The 16,300-nt window shown below is 60.9% G+C and carries 14 protein-coding genes and 2 tRNA genes; 6 read left to right on the top strand and 10 right to left on the bottom strand.

All coding sequences use genetic code 11. The features are described from left to right. Positions 1-2,157, bottom strand: a complete 2,157-nt coding sequence (locus ACQKEK_RS22235; RefSeq protein WP_499144355.1) for a PQQ-dependent dehydrogenase, methanol/ethanol family — start codon at positions 2,155-2,157, stop codon at positions 1-3. 542 nt (positions 2,158-2,699) lie between these two features. Here ACQKEK_RS22235 and ACQKEK_RS22230 point away from each other — a divergent pair. Next, entirely contained in the window at positions 2,700-4,700 is a 2,001-nt protein-coding gene (locus tag ACQKEK_RS22230) for a TonB-dependent receptor family protein (protein WP_499144354.1), read from the top strand. A 139-nt stretch (positions 4,701-4,839) separates the two neighbouring features. Then, complete coding sequence (locus tag ACQKEK_RS22225; protein ID WP_499144353.1) at positions 4,840-6,666, top strand: sensor domain-containing diguanylate cyclase; 1,827 nt, start codon at positions 4,840-4,842, stop codon at positions 6,664-6,666. Between the two features lie 54 nt (positions 6,667-6,720). Here the strand turns inward: ACQKEK_RS22225 and ACQKEK_RS22220 are convergent, their stop codons facing one another. Further along, positions 6,721-7,623, bottom strand: a complete 903-nt coding sequence (locus ACQKEK_RS22220) for a LysR family transcriptional regulator (protein WP_499144352.1) — start codon at positions 7,621-7,623, stop codon at positions 6,721-6,723. Between the two features lie 113 nt (positions 7,624-7,736). On the opposite strand from ACQKEK_RS22220, the gene ACQKEK_RS22215 reads away from it, so the two are divergent. Both ACQKEK_RS22215 and ACQKEK_RS22210 read left to right on the top strand, forming a co-directional pair. Then, positions 7,737-8,165: a VOC family protein gene (locus ACQKEK_RS22215; protein ID WP_499144351.1), complete on the top strand. Its 429-nt coding sequence runs from the start codon at positions 7,737-7,739 to the stop codon at positions 8,163-8,165. Beyond that, on the top strand, positions 8,162-8,746 hold the full coding sequence (locus tag ACQKEK_RS22210) for a glutathione S-transferase family protein (protein ID WP_446697688.1): 585 nt from the start codon (positions 8,162-8,164) through the stop codon (positions 8,744-8,746). Before ACQKEK_RS22215 ends, ACQKEK_RS22210 begins: the two co-directional genes overlap by 4 nt. A gap of 221 nt (positions 8,747-8,967) precedes the next feature. Here the strand turns inward: ACQKEK_RS22210 and ACQKEK_RS22205 are convergent, their stop codons facing one another. After that, positions 8,968-9,192, bottom strand: a complete 225-nt coding sequence (locus ACQKEK_RS22205) for a hypothetical protein (RefSeq protein WP_446697689.1) — start codon at positions 9,190-9,192, stop codon at positions 8,968-8,970. A gap of 78 nt (positions 9,193-9,270) precedes the next feature. Beyond that, a tRNA-Met gene (locus ACQKEK_RS22200) sits at positions 9,271-9,347 on the bottom strand. 457 nt (positions 9,348-9,804) lie between these two features. Between ACQKEK_RS22200 and ACQKEK_RS22195 the strand changes: the two genes are divergently transcribed. Beyond that, positions 9,805-9,999, top strand: coding sequence for a hypothetical protein (locus ACQKEK_RS22195; protein WP_045424943.1), 195 nt, complete (start codon positions 9,805-9,807; stop codon positions 9,997-9,999). A 514-nt stretch (positions 10,000-10,513) separates the two neighbouring features. After that, a complete protein-coding gene (locus tag ACQKEK_RS22190; RefSeq protein WP_499144350.1) occupies positions 10,514-11,629 on the top strand; it encodes a metallophosphoesterase in 1,116 nt (371 codons plus the stop codon). An 8-nt stretch (positions 11,630-11,637) separates the two neighbouring features. Here ACQKEK_RS22190 and ACQKEK_RS22185 read toward each other — a convergent pair whose 3' ends face one another. The 6 genes from ACQKEK_RS22185 to ACQKEK_RS22160 form a co-directional block, all read right to left on the bottom strand. Beyond that, positions 11,638-12,336 carry a DNA-3-methyladenine glycosylase gene (locus ACQKEK_RS22185; protein ID WP_499144349.1) on the bottom strand — a complete coding sequence of 233 codons (699 nt, stop codon included), beginning with the start codon at positions 12,334-12,336 and terminating at the stop codon, positions 11,638-11,640. 222 nt (positions 12,337-12,558) lie between these two features. Continuing rightward, entirely contained in the window at positions 12,559-13,659 is a 1,101-nt protein-coding gene (gene ychF / locus ACQKEK_RS22180) for a redox-regulated ATPase YchF (protein WP_064480475.1), read from the bottom strand. 137 nt (positions 13,660-13,796) lie between these two features. Beyond that, on the bottom strand, positions 13,797-14,381 hold the full coding sequence (gene pth / locus ACQKEK_RS22175; RefSeq protein ID WP_045424951.1) for an aminoacyl-tRNA hydrolase: 585 nt from the start codon (positions 14,379-14,381) through the stop codon (positions 13,797-13,799). A gap of 34 nt (positions 14,382-14,415) precedes the next feature. After that, a complete protein-coding gene (locus tag ACQKEK_RS22170) occupies positions 14,416-15,033 on the bottom strand; it encodes a 50S ribosomal protein L25/general stress protein Ctc (protein ID WP_128121775.1) in 618 nt (205 codons plus the stop codon). A gap of 124 nt (positions 15,034-15,157) precedes the next feature. Further along, a complete protein-coding gene (locus ACQKEK_RS22165; protein WP_019341796.1) occupies positions 15,158-16,099 on the bottom strand; it encodes a ribose-phosphate pyrophosphokinase in 942 nt (313 codons plus the stop codon). 83 nt (positions 16,100-16,182) lie between these two features. Further along, a tRNA-Gln gene (locus ACQKEK_RS22160) sits at positions 16,183-16,257 on the bottom strand. Positions 16,258-16,300: the final 43 nt, after the last annotated feature.

Raw genomic sequence — 16,300 nt, 5'->3', positions numbered from 1 at the left:
TCAGTTGCTGGCCGTTTTCTGGGTGGACTGCGGCAGGTCGTTCGGGCCGTGCTCGATCCGGTCGTGGGCACGCTTGATCAGGTACTGGTGGATCTGCTCCATCTGTTCGCGATCGAAAGCCTCGGCAAAGGAGGGCATGCCATCGGGGATGCGCGCGCCATGGAGGATGCCGATGAATTGCTCATGCTTTTCCGGGGTGAGCATGCGCAGGTCCGGCAGCACGCCACCGCTGACGGCGTGGATACCGTGGCACTGCGAGCAGTAGCCGTCATAAAGCTTGGCGCCGGCCTCGACCGTAGCCGCATCGGCCGTCAAAGGCGGTGGCTTGGGCGCATCCTCACGCGGCGCGGGTTCCTGCAGTTCGGCAGTACCGCCGAGCTTGTAGGTCAGCACCTGGGCATAGGGCTGCACACCGGCACGCAGCGACAGGGCGCCGGCAAAGGTCGAGAAGGCACCGCCCCAGCCAGCCATGAAGGTCACGTACTGCTCGCCGTCCACGCTGTAGGTGATCGGGGCGGCCATGACGCCGCTGGCAGCGGGCTGCTCCCAGAGCTTCTTGCCGGTGTCGGCGGCATAGGCGATGACACGGCCGTCGGCGCTGCCCTCGAACACGAGGTTGCCAGCGGTGCTCAGGGTGCCGCCGTTAAAGATGGTGACGTAGGGCACTTCCCAGGCCTGCTCTTGCTTGACCGGGTCCCAGGCAATCAGCTTGCCGGACCAGGTGTCGGCATACTTGCCAAGCCCTTCCGGGTCCTCCGGCATCATCCCGGTCTTCAGGCCCAGCTGATACATGCTCTTGAACTTGTTGCGTGCCGGCGCATCCGGCACGTGCTCGTACCAGGCGGACATGATGTGTGCCGGGATGTAGACCAGCCCGGTGTCCGGGCTGTAGGACATGGGGTGCCAGTCGTGTGCACCCCAGAAGCCCGGCTGGACCAGCTTGGCCTTTTTCTCACCCTTCCAGTATGCGGCGGCTTCGTCGTCGACGATTGGGCGGCCTGTCTTCAGATCCACACCCTTGGCCCAGTTGATCGGCACAATATTTTCGGCAGACAAGAGCTCGCCGGTGGCGCGGTCGATGACATAGAAAAAGCCGTTCTTCGGCGCCTGCATCAGTACCTTGCGCTGTTTGCCCTTGATCTCGAGGTCAGCAAGGATCATGTGCTGGGTGGCGGTGTAGTCCCAGGCATCGCCCGGCGTGGTCTGGTAATGCCAGACGTATTCGCCGGTGTCGGCGTTGACCGCGACGATGGAGGACAGGAACAGGTTGTCGCCCTTGCCCTCGCTGCGCCAGATCGGGTCCCACAGCGAGCCGTTGCCGACGCCGATGTAGAGCAGGTTCAGCTCCGGGTCGTAGGCAAAGGAATCCCAGGCGGTACCGCCGCCGCCTTGTTCGACAAAGGCGCGGCCGTGCCAGGTCTTCTTGGCGATCTCCATGCCCTTGCCTTCGGCGGGCTTGTCGGGGCCACCGGGCACGGTGAAGAAGCGCCAGGCCTGATCACCGGTCTCGGCGTCATAGGCGGTGACGTAGCCGCGCACGCCGAATTCGGCGCCGCCGTTGCCGATCACCACCTTGCCGTTGACCACGCGCGGCGCGCCGGTGATGGAGTAGCTGCGGGCTTTGTCGTAGCGCGTATCGACTGACCAAACGCGCTCGCCGGTCTTGGCGTCGATGGCTTCCAGACGGCCATCGAGCACGCCGACGTAGACTTTGCCTTTCCACACGGCGACGCCGCGGTTGATCGCATCGCAGCAGGCCTCACCCGCGCGGGAACGGTCGGACTTGGGATCGTACTTCCAGATTTCCTTACCGGTACGCGCATCCAGCGCATAGACGATGGAGAACGGGCCGGTGGTGTACATCACACCGTCGACCACGATGGGCGTGGCTTCGACACCCCGGTCGATGTCCAGCTTGTAGCTCCAGGCCAGCCCGAGATCGTCGACGTTGCCGTCGGTGATCTTCTTCAGCGGGCTAAAGCGCTGCTCGCCGTAGTCGCGGCCGTGGCTCATCCAGTTGCCGGGCTCGGCGTCGGCATTGGCGATGCGTTTGCCGTCGACTTCGGCGGCGTGCAGCGGGAGGGACAGCAGGGCGGCAAGGCTGGCGCCAAGCAGTGTGGTGGGCCGTCGGCCCAGGTAGGGATCTAGGTGCTTCATCGCAGGCTCTCTCTTGTTATTGGTCTGGCCGCCCCGTGGGGCAGGTCTTTCAGGGAGAGCAACCGCTGTGCCAGCCGTTCCGATATGGCTGCAAAGCCAGCTATGACGCTGGCTGGCGCGGGTCGCGGTCGCCGCGCCTTACGCGGCTTGTCGCAACCAAACCGTTGCGGGGCTGCGACAACTGTCGCGCGGCTGCGACAAAGGCGCGCGCCTCCCAGCCTGTTTTCCGCAGTCTGGATGCAGAGGCGGCGATTGAGAATGGCCTGCCGAGGCAGCAGGACTGGCGGCTGGCAAGCCGTTGCGGAGGCGTAAACGGCAACGGGTAACGTCTTCAGGCTTGCCTGGCATGTGCGTTGCCTTACAGACGCACAGCCTTTGCAGGGTTTTCCGCATCGAGTGGTTTCTGTACTTTGAACGCGCGTTCCGGTGTGCCTGTTCCCGAGGCTGCCCAATCGCGTCCTCTTGGCCAGGGCAATTGAGCAATTTGCCTGGCAACAGCGGTTGGCGACAGCCACGTCACTTCATAACAACAAGGTTCAACCATGTATCGACTCTTACTTGCCGGATCGCTCTTGTTGGCTACCGGACCATTGCTCGCGCAGACGGGCGAACCGCTCACCCTTGATCCCCTGTTGGTGAGCTCGCCGCGAGCCGAATCCGACTGGTTTACCCTGCCGATGGCAGTATCCGCCGTGTCGGCGCAGGACCATCCGGGCGAGCAGTTGCTCACCCTCGACAGCTTGCTCGGGCCTGTGCCGGGCGCGCTTTCGCAGAGCCGCTACAACCTGTCCCAGGGCATGCGCTTGTCTATTCGCGGCTTTGGTTCCCGTTCCAGTTTTGGCGTTCGTGGCGTGCGGGTGCTGGTCGACGGGGTGCCCCTGACCATGCCTGACGGGCAGACCGAAATGGATGGGCTGGATACGTCGTTGGTGGAGCGCATCGAGGTGATCCGCGGACCCTCGTCGACCATTTACGGCAATGCCGCCGGTGGCGTCCTGGCGATCCAGACGCGGCAGCCAGGGGATACACCGTTCACGCAGGTCGAGGTGACCGGCGGCGAGCTGGGCTATCGCCGCATGCGCGCGGAAACCAGTGGCAGCGCCGGATCACTGGGCGCCTTGCTCGCCGTCAACGCCACACAGCTCGACGGCTACCGCACGCACGGTACCGCTGAAACCAACCACCTCACCGGCAAGCTGCGCTGGCAAGGGGAGGGCGGCACGCTCGGCCTCACCCTGCATGCGATCGACAACCGAGCCGAAGATCCCGGTGGTCTGAACCTGGACCAGGTCCGGGCGGACCGTTCCCAGGCGCGGCCGCAGAGCCTTCAGTTCGATGCTGACGAAACTGTCGAGCAGCAGCGCCTCTCGCTGGTCTGGGATGGCCAGGCTGCAGGCGGCGATACCTACCAGTTGCGCAGTTATTACGGCCAGCGCGAGTTCAGCAACCGTCTCCCGTTGCAGAACAACGGCCAGACAGCCTACGACCGCTGGTTTGCCGGAGTGGGTGCCCAACGCACCTTTAACCGGGAACTGGCGGGCCTGCCACATCAGTTGACCGTTGGGATGGACCTGGAAAGCCAGCGGGATGAGCGCTCGCGCAACGACAACCTGCCCGGCGGCATCACCGGCGCCCTGACTCAGCGTCAGCGCGAAACGGCGGACAGCCGGGGTGTGTTTATCGAAGATCAGCTGAGCCTCGGCGACGCCTGGCTGCTCACCGCTGGCGTGCGCTATGACAGCGTGCGGCTCGAGGCCAAGGACCTCTATCTGAACGACGGCGATGCCTCGGGCGAGCGCAACCTGGATGACTGGAACTACAGCTTGGGGCTAAGCCGACAACTGGACGCCCATCATGTGGCGTACGTGCGTTATGCGACATCCTTCGAGACGCCGACCATCAACGAAATGGCCAACCCAACCGGGGGCGGCTTCAACCCATCGCTCGGCGCTGCACAGTCGGTCAACCGCGAAATAGGCTTCAAGGGCGAGCACCCGGGATTGCGCTACGAAGCGGTGCTCTACAGCATGCGCATCGAAGACGAGCTGGTCCCGGAAGTCGACGGACGCACCTTCTACACCAACGCGGGGCGTTCAAGCCGCGACGGTGTCGAACTCAGCGGGGATTGGTTGCTGGGACACTACTGGCGATTGACCGGTGCCTGGAGCTACAACCGCTACCGTTTCGACCAGTTCGAGAGCTACGGCGGCAACCGCATCCCGGGGATTCCGAGGCAGAGCCTGTTCGCCGAAGTCAGCTATGACCGTGACGACTGGTATGCACGAGTCAACGTCAATGCCTACGACCATCAGTACGCGGACAACGCCAACCTCGACCGGGTCGCCGGCTACGCGGTAACCAACGCCCGCCTGGGCTGGCGGATGGTGTGGGGCGATCAGCGATGGGAGCCCTACATCGGCATCGACAACCTGTTGGACCGCAACTACTACGACAACCTGCGCATCAACGATAACTTCGGCCGCTACTACGAGCCTGCTCCAGGGCGGACGATTTATGCGGGGGCGAAGCTGACGTTCAACTAATGGCCTGGATTTGGGGGCGATGTGCTGTGGTTGCGTTCGCAGCTATCAAGCTGCGCGGCGATCGGTCGATATTAAACCGAGAGGTCGTCTCGCATGAGCCACCACTCGCATCCTCCCTTTTCCGAGCGCGTCAGCCAACATGCAGCGACTTCTGGTTTGCCTTGTATGCGTGTTTGCCCTGTCAGTATTGGGGTGGGGTAGCGCCAATTCCTATGCGTTACCCATAACCGACCTTTCAATCGCGCAGTCTTTCGACAACCGGGATATCAACCTCGAGTATCTGATTGCGCCTGATTCCGAGACATTCAGCGCAGTAGCCGGCGCCGCCTATGCGGGTGCATGGCAATCAAACGAAAAACCGACCCTCAACATTGGCTACCAGCCAGCGGGGGCATGGGTGCGTTTTCACCTCGTCAATCCCAGCCCGGACACGGTGAGGCGCTTGCTCCTGATCGACTGGAGCTTTGAAAGAGTCGAAGCGCGAGTGCTGGGCCGGGCCAGTGGTGGCTGGTCGGAGGTGGTCAGCACCGGCAGTACTGTCACCCCGTCAGAACGGGCTCTCAAGAGTCCAGTACTGGTTTTGCCTCTCACGCTGCCGCCCGGTGCAGCTGAGGTTTACCTGCGTTTGCAGGCAACGCAGCCCATGGTTCTTCCCATTCGGCTCATCGACCTGGCCGCGTTCAATCTGGAAGAGCGTAACGAGAACCTGCGTATGGGCGCTTTCTTTGGCGCCATGCTGGTCATGATGCTGTACAACGCCTCGCTTTTTATATTCACCAGAGACCGGTCGTATATCTCCTACTGCTGGTATCTGGCGTCTGCCGCGTTCTACGTCGCAAGCGAGTATGGCTACGGTCCGTACTTCCTTTGGTCAGACTGGCAATGGTTCGCCCAACGCTCGAACTTTCTCTCCGTCAGCTTGGCATTCCTCGCAGCAGGTCTTTTCGAACGGCAGTTTCTGAACCTCAAGGGTGAAGGCGGCTGGGTTCTGCGTCTGAGCAATCTGGTGATTGCTTACTGGAGTGTCGCTGCGCTGGTATCTGTCGTTAACCCCTGGGCCATGGGCTACCTCTATATCGAGCACGGCGGCTTCATTACCTGTGTACTGGCCTTATCAATCGCTTTCCTCGTCTGGTTGCGGGGTAATGCCTCTGCAGGTTTCTTCCTCGTCGCGTGGTCAGGGTTGGTTGCGACCACCCTGTGCCTCACGTTGGCAATGGCAGGCTTGATTCCCATGAGCAGCTACGTGCGTTCCGCTCAACTGATGGGCTTCGTACTGGAATTCCTGCTTCTATCCATCGCGTTGGCCGATCGCATCAACCGAGAAAAAGCCTCCCGTTTGCGCGCCCAGAAAGCGCTGTTGGTCGCGCAGGAGCAAGCCAATGCACTGCTCGAAGACCGAGTCGCTTCGAGAACGCACCAGTTGGAGCAAGCTAATCAGGAGCTTCGTCGGTTGAGCAGCACCGATCCGCTCACTGGCGTCAGCAATCGGCGCGGCTTCGAGGAACGGGTGAGCGCCTCGATCGAGCGGGGCCGTGCGGAAGGCCAGTGTCTCGCCTTCCTGATGCTCGACATCGACCACTTCAAGCGTATCAATGACCAGTACGGTCATGGTGTGGGTGACGAATGTCTCGCTGTGCTGGGCGCTACGCTTGCGACGTTCAGCCGACGCGATAACGAGTTTGCGGCTCGTCTTGGCGGAGAGGAGTTTGCAGTAATTTTCTACGGCATGAGTGCAGCTAGTGCTGAGGCCATTGCCGAAAAGATTCGGGTCGCTGTGGCTCAGCTGGAGCTCAAGCTGCCTGCCGGTTCTATCCGCTTTTCGGTCAGCATCGGCGTCGCTGCCTGGATTCCCGCGACGGGCGACAGCCCGCTAACCTACGCCAAAGCTGCCGACGAGGCCTTGTACCGAGCGAAAGCGCAAGGGCGCAATCAGGTTTGTCTGGCGCTTAGTGAGCACGCATGAAATGGCAAGGCTCGCTTTGAGAGGAATCCACTGCAGCTTGGCCGAACGCACCCTTTATCTCTCATCCGGCCCCGGCATCAAGCGCTCCAACCGCGGACACGCCCATTCAACGAATGCCCGCACCCTAGGCGACAGCTGCAAGGCGTGGGGGTAGACCAGTTGGATCGGCAGGTCCTCAGGCTCGTAATCCCGAAGAAGCCTCACCAGACGACCGTCAGCCAGTTCATCGGCGACCTGATAGTGCATCAGCCGTGTGATGCCCACGCCCTGTATACAAGCCAGGCTGGCAGCGCGGATCTGGTTGCAGGTCAGGCGTGGGGTGATTTCTTCGGCCTGTTCCTTTTCCCCGTGGCGGTAGTACCAGTGGCGGCCCTGGGCGGCGAAGGCGATGCAGGCGTGGTTCTTGAGGGCCGCCGGGGTGTCGATGGCGGGGGCGGTGCTCAGGTAGTCGGGGCTGGCGCAGGTGACCAGCCGGGTGCTGCCGATTTGTCGGGCGACCATGGCCGAGTCGGGCAGGTGGCCGATGCGCAGGGCGAGGTCGAGGCGTTCGTCGAGCAGCGGGACGATCTGGTCGCTCAGGATTAGCTCGACGCGGATCTCTGCATGATCCTTGAGAAATCCGATCACCAACGGTGCAACGTAACGCTGGCCGAACTCCACTGGCGCGGTGATGCGCAGCAGGCCACGGACGGCGCCGTCGCTGGCCTCCAGGCGCTGTTCCATGTCGGCGAAGTCCGCCAGCATGCGCCGGCTCCAGGCCAGGTATTCCGTGCCCTCGTCGGTGAGGGCCATGCGCCGGGTGCTGCGGTTCAGCAGCCGCACGCCGAGGTGGCGTTCCAGCGCGGCCAGTGAGCGCACCACCGACGCCACGGACTGCCCGGTGGCATCGGCGGCCGAGCTCAGGCTGCCGTTGTCGACGATGCGAACGAAGTTGGCCATTGCCTTGAGCTTGTCCATTGCCACCCCTGGATTTGTGCGATTGCTGCATAGATGTTGTCAGGCCCGCGGCATAGGTGAAACCCGCAGGGCGGCTGACACTACAGGGACTGAGGTCTCTTGGAGTTTCGCACATGAATCAATCAGCCAGCCCCGCCCGAATTCTCGCCTACGACCACATCGGTATTCGTGTCAGCGACCGGCCGCGCGCGATGGCCTTCTACCAGGCGCTGGGCTTCGTCGAGAGCGCGAGCTTTCCGCTGTTCGAGGCGAATGAAATGCTCAGCCCGGATGGCGTGCGCATCAACCTGATCTTCAACGGTGCGCGTGCTCAGGACTCGCACAACGTGCTGTTGGATGCGCCGGTCAAGCGGCCCGGTATGACTCATCCGGCCTTTATCGTCGATGACCTGGAGGCTCTTCAGGGCTGGCTGGACCAGCAGGGCATCGTCATTACCGAGGGGCCGCATCCCATCGGCCCGCGGCGGATCGCGCTGTTCATTCGCGACCCCGACGGCAACGTTCTTGAATTCAATCAGCTCATCGAAGGAGGTGCGCAATGAAACTGTACGACCTGGGTCCGTCCGGCAATTGCTACAAGGTGCGGCTGTTCGCAGCGCTGGCAAACATCGATCTGGAGCTGATAGCCGTCGATTTTCTCAATGGCGAACACAAGAGGCCGCCACTTTCCGAACTGAACCCGCTGAGGCAATTACCCATTCTGGATGACGCCGGGCATGTCGTTCGCGACTCGCAGGCCATTCTGGTTTATCTCGCGGGCGCTTATGGCGGCCTGGCGTGGTGGCCGGACAATCCCCGCGGGCAGGCGGAGATCGTGCAATGGTTGTCTTTCACCGCCAACGAGATCCAGCACAGCCTGAATGCAGCGCGGCTGGTGCAGAAGTTCGGTTATCCACTGGACAAGGCCGCGGCACTGGAAAAGTCACCGGCGGTTCTCAAGCTGCTGGACGATCATCTGCAGCGCTATGACTGGCTGGCGATCGACCGGCCGACCATCGCCGATTGCGCGGTCTACCCCTACGTGGTGCTGGCGCCGGAAGGGGGTGTGGATATCACGCCATACAGCCACGTCGCCCGCTGGATGGCAAGCATCGAGAGCTTGACGGGTTATCTGAAGCCCTGACATACGGGCAGCGTTACCTTCTGCGGCGACCCGGTGAGCGACCGGGTCGCCGTGCTCGCCTTGAGCCTAAGGCTGGTCGCCGATTTCAGTACAGCCAATCCGTGGCTTCGTGGAAGCCGCTGGGCTGTTAGAGACAGTGGATGTTCGGCTTCAGTAAATCGCGGAAGAGGAGGGCCGCGCGTTTATGTTTGGAGATCAAGTGTTTCGGTGTGAGCGGGTTTCTACCCCTGCTTCCCAGCCCACGGCGCAACGATTTGCACATCCCCAACAAGCAGCTGAGCCGCGACCATCCAGACCACCGCACCAATCGACGCCAACGACAGATGCCCAACCACGATGCCGATCGCGATCTGTTTCCAAAGTCCGGCATGCTTGTTAGCGTTAGTGGCAACAGCTAGGTAGGGTGCTTCGCGCTCGGCGCGGATGTTGTCGAAATCGTCTCTCATGGTGCGCTCTCGGTGAGGTTGGCTAAACGGCGGCCAAAAAAAAAAGGGTTCAGCTTTCGCTGAACCCTTTCTTGAGTTTGGTGGCTACGCAGGGACTTGAACCCCGGACCCCAGCATTATGAATGCTATGCTCTAACCAACTGAGCTACGTAGCCAAGTGGCGCGCATTATTCGCGCCGCGCAGTTGTGTGTCAACCCTCCTGGTGCGCTTTTTCTGCCTGCTTTTTCAAATGCTTATGCCGCCGGTCCGACCTTTGCCGGCGCGCTGTCGATCAAGCCCAATTTCGGCGCAAAGCGAGGCTGGCTAGATGCTCGTTGCGTACCAGCGTGGCGTTCTGTTGGATCTCCTTGGTCAGCCAGCCGCAGCCAGGTTGGCTGCGAGGTGGTCGCGGTTTATGGCCATGCTCAGAGCTCGCTGGGCGAGGCCCGCCGGACTGACCTCACGTGCTGCAGCCGCTTGGCTGTCTACTTCTACCTATCAGGCTTACCGCGCGCATCGGCTGTTTCCCTTATTACTGAGTGAAGCAGCTTGTGCGCGTCACGGATGACCGGTCCGAACGATGCAGGGTCGGGCCTGCCTAACTTTGCAGGCACCCCTGCGAGGAGATCATCATGCTCAGCACTACCCACCCAAGCGATCCGCCGCTGTATCCCTGGCTGGCGGACGAATCGCCAATGAACGACCTCGACGACGCCGAGAGTGACACCGAGCTGGATGATGGCGGCGTTCTGCCGGACGAAGTACTTGAACAATTGGAAAAAGAGCCGCCACCGCCGGATCCGATGCCTGACCCAGGCGTGATGTAGCGGTTTGGTTGCCCCCGGCTGCAGGGCCGGATACGCCGAGCGCTGCCGAACGCCCTCAATCGCGTGGGCCGTTACACGCAGCCGGATGTCCGAGCTTGCACGCATGAATTGTTGATGGGGCGGACGGGGACGTGCGCCTGGTGCTCCGAGATCAGACCGCAAGCTTTTGACTGCGCGGATACGGGCCATGCCAAATATCGGGCACACGAACCGCAGGGTTCGTTCCGCTAAAACTCTATGCGCTCGGTCACTTGTCTGCTCGTATCAGGACGGCTGTGCCGTCCCCGAGAGGCGAAGTCCAGATCGGCCTATGTCCGTGGTGATGGTCTTCGATTCCGAGTACGCCTGTTGTGAGGTGAAAGCTGCGAGGTACCCTTCTTGAGGGCAAGTGGCGTGTTCGACTGAGATGGTGCGCTTCTGTGCATGTAAGTCCTCTCAACTACTTGTCCTTACCGATACGCAGCCCGTTCGTTGCAGGCGTAACAATGCCCCCCTTGCTCAAGAGACGTATTGCATGAACAGGCGGTTGTTGGTTGCGGTACTGCTGATTGGCTTGCATGTATTCGTCGGTGTCACGCTGATTTCTGATCTTGCCCTTGGGCTGTTCGGCAGCGTTCTGGCGTGGGGCTATCTCGTGCTTTCGGCTGTACTGATGCGCTACGGCGTGCTGGTGCGAGGGGCGGGCAGTGCACTGCTGGCGTGGTCCGGATTGCTGGCGATGGGAATCTTTTCCAGCCTGGCGATATTCGCACTGCTGCGAGCCTTTGCATTGGTGTTGGCTTCACTGCTGGGCTGGGAGTCGGCTGCAATTGCGCAGGGCTCGGCGCTGGCGGTCATCGTCGCGGTTGCTGCCGTTACTCTGTTCGGCGTGCTCAACGCCCGGCGCACGGCTCGAGTAGTCGTGCGCGACATCGCCTTGCGAGATCTTCCGCCGGCACTGGAGGGTTTCAGCATTGTGCAGCTCAGTGACATCCACGTCGGGCCGACAATCAAACAGGGATATATCGATGCGATCGTCAGGCGGGCCAATGGACTTTCTCCCGATCTGATCGTTATCACTGGCGATCTTGTGGACGGCAGTGTTGCCGATCTGGCCGATGACATTGCGCCATTGGCTCAACTGAGCGCCCGTCATGGCACTTACGTGGTGACCGGCAACCACGAATACTATTCCGGTGCCGACAGCTGGATTGCCGAGTTTGAGCGGCTGGGTATGGCAGTGTTGCTCAATCGTCATGTTCAACTCGAACACGACGGTGCTCGCTTGGTATTGGCTGGCATCGCCGACTATTCAGCTGAGCTGTTCCGGCCCAGCCATCGAAGCGATCCGATCGCTGCGTTTGCAGGCGCGCCCGATGGCGTGCCGCGCTTACTGTTGGCGCACCAGCCGCGGTCGGCTAAGGCGGCAGTTGAGGCTGGCTGCGATCTGCAGTTGTCCGGCCATACGCATGGCGGGCAATTTTGGCCGTGGATGCATTTTGTGCGCTGGCAGCAGCCCTGGGTGGCGGGGCTGCAGCGCGTTGGTGACATGCAGATCTATATCAGCCGTGGCACGGGTTACTGGGGACCGCCGCTGCGCTTCGGGGCGCCGTCGGAGATCACCCGGGTTCGTCTGGTCAGGGCTGTTTGACTGATGAGCTAGCTTGCTAACAGCTCGCGGCGTAGTAGTACGTAGTCCTGACCCTCCTGTTGCCCACGGCGCATCGGATTGCGCGTGCAGTGTGCGGCAAAGCCGGCATCGACAAATCGGTACGGCAGGTGCTCGTCACGACCGGCGGGAATGCCGAGGCGGGTGGTCTGGATGATATCCGGACGCGCACCGATGTCATCCAAGCGTAGTTTCATAGGGTCCATGCGCTGGGCATTCCACTCCGTTACCTTCAGCCCCAGCGCCTTGCATAGCAGCGTCTGGCCAGAGCAGAGGCGGGTCAGGGGACGTGGGCCTCCTGCGGCGGCGGGGCTGTTAGCGCGCATGCGTTCGATAGATTCTTCACATGACAGCGAATCGACCCAAGGGTATCCGGCCTTGATGCAGACCGCATTGCCGTCCCCCTGAACGCTAAAGTTCAGTGAGTCCCCGCCCCGCGAGTAATAGAGATAGAGATGGCCGGCCGGCATGAACATGGCGCGCCGCGAGGGGCTGTGGCCGAGCGACGAGTGACTGGCTTTCTCGTCGATGTAATAGGCCTCGGTCTCGATGATGCGCGCCGACAACCACAACCCGTCGACGCAGTGGCGAATTACGGTACCGAGCAATGCCTGAGCGACAATTTGCGCGTCCCGGTCAAAAAAGGCATCGTCGAGGTGTTGTAGCGGTGGTTCGGTGAGGCTGTTCATCAGGGCTCCGGCTTCGGCAGGTCTGCCTGTTCCGACCGCACAAGCGGGGCGAATATTCCGCGCTTGATCAACAGATTCCGTACCGGTCGTCAGCCGAATGTTTGAAAGCGGGGCTTCCCCGAATTTTTACAGCGACGACTTCTTACCTCGGAACACAAAAAAGCCTCGCGTGAGCGAGGCTTTGAGCGCGGCAATCAATGAATGCCAATGTGGCAATTTCGCTTAAACGTTGAAGCGGAAGTGCATCACATCGCCATCCTTGATGATGTATTCCTTGCCCTCCAGGCGCCATTTACCAGCTTCCTTGGCGCCAGCTTCGCCCTTGTACTGGATGAAGTCGTTATAGGCGACCACTTCAGCGCGGATGAAGCCTTTCTCGAAATCGGTGTGGATTACGCCTGCGCCTTGAGGGGCTGTAGCGCCGACTTTCACAGTCCAGGCGCGGACTTCCTTCACGCCTGCCGTGAAGTAGGTTTGCAGGTTGAGCAACTCGTAACCGGCGCGGATCACGCGATTCAAGCCGGGCTCTTCAAGGCCGAGGGATTCAAGGAACATGTCCTTTTCTTCGCCATCGTCGAGCTCGGCGATTTCCGCTTCGATCTTGTTGCACACCGGTACCACGAGGGCGCCTTCTTCGGCGGCGATTGCCTTGACCACATCCAGGTGCGGGTTGTTCTCGAAGCCGTCTTCGGCCACGTTGGCGATGTACATGACCGGCTTGCTGGTGAGCAAATGGAAGCCCTTGGCCAGTTGAACATCATCATCGCCCAGCTTCTTCAAGAGCGTGCGGGCCGGCTTAGCTTCGGTGAAGTGGGGGATCAATTTTTCCAGCAGCGCTTTCTGCGCTACGGCTTCCTTGTCGCCGCCTTTGGCGTTGCGCGTCACGCGCTGCAGTTGCTTTTCGCAGCTGTCGAGATCGGCGAAGATCAGTTCGAGTTCGATGATTTCGATGTCGCGCTTGGGGTCGACCGAGTTGGAGACGTGGATGACGTTTTCGTCTTCGAAGCAACGCACCACGTGGGCTATCGCATCGGTCTCACGGATGTTGGCGAGGAACTTGTTGCCCAGACCTTCACCCTTTGAAGCCCCTTCGACGAGGCCGGCGATGTCGACGAATTCCATGGTGGTCGGCAGGATTCGCTCGGGCTTGACGATGTCGGCCAAGGCCTGCAGGCGAGGATCGGGCATCGGCACGATGCCACTGTTCGGCTCGATGGTGCAGAAGGGGAAGTTTTCCGCAGCGATTCCGGACTTGGTCAGCGCGTTGAACAGGGTGGACTTGCCGACGTTGGGCAGGCCGACGATGCCGCAATTGAATCCCATGGTGTCTTGCCTCGGTGTTGGCTGGCAGCTCTGCGCTACCGGCGTTGCCAAACTGCGTTAAACGGCTTCGTGATGCGCTGTAGTACAAGCCTTCAGCTCAGCCGTTGTCTTGTCTTGCGTTCCTGCGTCGAGTTCGATCAGGCCTTCTGGCTGTGCAGACGCTGCATTGCACGCGTCCAGTCACCGGCGAGAATTTCGGGTAGCACGTCGAAGGTGAAGTCGATGCTGGCGTCCAGCTTTTCGCGCTCGGCCTGGGGCGCTCGGCCCAGTACGTAACCGGTCACCAGGCTGCTATGACCTGGGTGGCCGATGCCCAGACGCAGGCGGTAGAAATTGTTCTGATTACCGAGCTTGGCAATGATGTCGCGAAGCCCGTTATGCCCGCCATGGCCGCCGCCTTGTTTGAGCTTGGCGACGCCGGGGGGCATGTCGAGCTCATCGTGGGCAACCAGGATGGACTCGGGAGGAATTCGGAAAAAACCGGCCAGTGCCGCCACCGCTTGACCGCTACGGTTCATGAAGGTGGTGGGGATCAACAGGCGGACGTCTTCGTCTTGGTGGCGAAACTTGCCGACCAGGCCGAAATACTTGCGATCGACGCTGAGGTTGACGCCCTTGTGGGCAGCCAGACGCTCAACGAAAAGGGCCCCTGCGTTATGCCGGGTCTGGTCGTATTCAGGGCCTGGGTTACCCAGGCCGACGATCAGTTTAACGGCAGTCACGACAGAGGCCCTTCCTCAGGTGATGGCGAGTGGATTACTCGGCAGCGCCTTCTTCTTTCGGAGTGTCTTCCTTGTTCACGCGAGGTGCGTGAACGTTGGCAACCGGCAGATCGCTGCCGTGGGCCAGGGCGACCAGCTCAACGCCTTTCGGCAGCTTGAGGTCAGTCATGTGCAGTACCTGACCGACTTCAACGTTGGCCATGTCGACCTCGATGAACTCAGGCAGATCCTGCGGCAGGCAGGAGACTTCCACTTCGTTGATGTTGTGCAGGATCTCGCCGCCTTGCTGCTTAACGCCTACCGAAGTTTCCTGGTTCAGGAAGTGCAGCGGTACGGTAGCAGTCAGCTTATGACCTTCGACGACGCGGACGAAGTCAGCGTGCAGAACGAAGCCTTTGGCCGGATGACGCTGCAGCGCCTTGATCAGAACGGATTCGTTCTGGCCGTCGACGTTCAGGGTCAGTACGTGGCTGAAAGAGGCTTCGGTTTCCAGCAGCTTGGTTACGTCTTTCAACAGCAGGCTGATGGACTGCGGAGCCTTGTCACCACCGTAGATTACGGCTGGAACGAGGTTGGCGTTACGACGCAGGCGGCGGCTCGCACCTTTCCCCAGGTCGGAACGCACTTGGGCATTCAGAGTGAAATCAGTCATTGTGTTTCTCCAGGATAACAACGCACCCGAAACGCTCGCGACCAGCGCTACCGGGCGGTTGGGCAAAAAGCCCCGCACGAGGCGGGGCACATTTTCGTTCTGCGCAAAGGGCTAAGCGTTTGGCTTAGCGGAACATCGCGCTGATCGATTCAGCATTGCTGATGCGGCGAACCGCTTCAGCCACCATTGGCGCGATGTCCAACTGGCGAATACGAGTACAGGCTTGCGCCGCTGCGGACAGCGGGATGGTATTGGTCACGACCAGCTCGTCGAGGACCGAACCTTCGATGTTCTCGATGGCGCGACCGGACAGAATTGGGTGTGTGCAATACGCGAAGACCTTGGACGCGCCATGATCTTTTAGAGCGGTTGCGGCATGGCACAGGGTGCCGGCGGTATCGACCATGTCATCGACGAGGATGCAAGTCCGGCCTTCGATATCACCGATGATGTGCATCACTTCGGACTGGTTGGCCTTCGGACGACGCTTGTCGATGATCGCCAGATCCACACCCAACGATTTGGCGACAGCACGAGCTCGTACCACACCACCGATATCGGGGGAGACGATCATCAGATTCTCGAAGCGCTGAGCCTGTATATCGTCGACCAGGACCGGCGAACCGTAGATGTTATCTACCGGCATATCGAAGAAGCCCTGGATCTGGTCAGCGTGCAGGTCAACAGTGAGCACACGGTTGACCCCAACCACATCGAGCATGTCAGCCACGACTTTAGCGCTGATCGGCACGCGTGCGGAGCGCGGACGGCGATCCTGACGGGCATAACCAAAGTAGGGAATGACGGCTGTGATGCGAGTGGCGGAGGACCGGCGGAAGGCGTCTGCCATCACAACCAGTTCCATCAGATTGTCATTGGTGGGCGCACAGGTCGGCTGAATCAGAAAGACGTCCTTACCACGAACGTTTTCATTGATCTCGACACTGATTTCGCCGTCGGAGAACTTTCCGACGTAGGCGTCACCGAGAGGGATATGCAGCTGACGTACAACACGCCGGGCCAGGTCGGGGTTGGCGTTCCCCGTGAAGACCATCATCTTGGACACGCGCAGTACCTGCCTGAGGGTGGATCCGATGAAACAAAAAGCTGTTCAAAAGGCCAGGCGTTTTGAACAGCTCTCGTGATGTTTGGCAGGGGCGGCTGGATTCGAACCAACGCATGCCAGGATCAAAACCTGGTGCCTTACCGCTTGGCGACGCCCCTGTAGATGTAACCCTGAAAGTGCTTGTCCGGCTGTATTAACCCC

The organism is Pseudomonas sp. NPDC077408 (genome assembly GCF_050269105.1).
In the GTDB taxonomy this organism is placed as follows: Bacteria; Pseudomonadota; Gammaproteobacteria; order Pseudomonadales; family Pseudomonadaceae; genus Stutzerimonas.
The sequence above is the reverse complement of the archived record's forward strand: the minus strand, read 5'-3'. Positions and strand labels throughout refer to the sequence as shown.

Bases quoted from the DNA above. Each gene is read 5' to 3' on its own strand.
- ACQKEK_RS22235 (WP_499144355.1), bottom strand. From the start codon at position 2,157: ATGAAGCACCTAGATCCCTACCTGGGCCGACGGCCCACCACACTGCTT.
- ACQKEK_RS22230 (WP_499144354.1), top strand. From the start codon at position 2,700: ATGTATCGACTCTTACTTGCCGGATCGCTCTTGTTGGCTACCGGACCA.
- ACQKEK_RS22225 (WP_499144353.1), top strand. From the start codon at position 4,840: ATGCAGCGACTTCTGGTTTGCCTTGTATGCGTGTTTGCCCTGTCAGTA.
- ACQKEK_RS22220 (WP_499144352.1), bottom strand. From the start codon at position 7,623: ATGGACAAGCTCAAGGCAATGGCCAACTTCGTTCGCATCGTCGACAAC.
- ACQKEK_RS22215 (WP_499144351.1), top strand. From the start codon at position 7,737: ATGAATCAATCAGCCAGCCCCGCCCGAATTCTCGCCTACGACCACATC.
- ACQKEK_RS22210 (WP_446697688.1), top strand. From the start codon at position 8,162: ATGAAACTGTACGACCTGGGTCCGTCCGGCAATTGCTACAAGGTGCGG.
- ACQKEK_RS22205 (WP_446697689.1), bottom strand. From the start codon at position 9,192: ATGAGAGACGATTTCGACAACATCCGCGCCGAGCGCGAAGCACCCTAC.
- ACQKEK_RS22195 (WP_045424943.1), top strand. From the start codon at position 9,805: ATGCTCAGCACTACCCACCCAAGCGATCCGCCGCTGTATCCCTGGCTG.
- ACQKEK_RS22190 (WP_499144350.1), top strand. From the start codon at position 10,514: ATGAACAGGCGGTTGTTGGTTGCGGTACTGCTGATTGGCTTGCATGTA.
- ACQKEK_RS22185 (WP_499144349.1), bottom strand. From the start codon at position 12,336: ATGAACAGCCTCACCGAACCACCGCTACAACACCTCGACGATGCCTTT.
- ychF (WP_064480475.1), bottom strand. From the start codon at position 13,659: ATGGGATTCAATTGCGGCATCGTCGGCCTGCCCAACGTCGGCAAGTCC.
- ACQKEK_RS22170 (WP_128121775.1), bottom strand. From the start codon at position 15,033: ATGACTGATTTCACTCTGAATGCCCAAGTGCGTTCCGACCTGGGGAAA.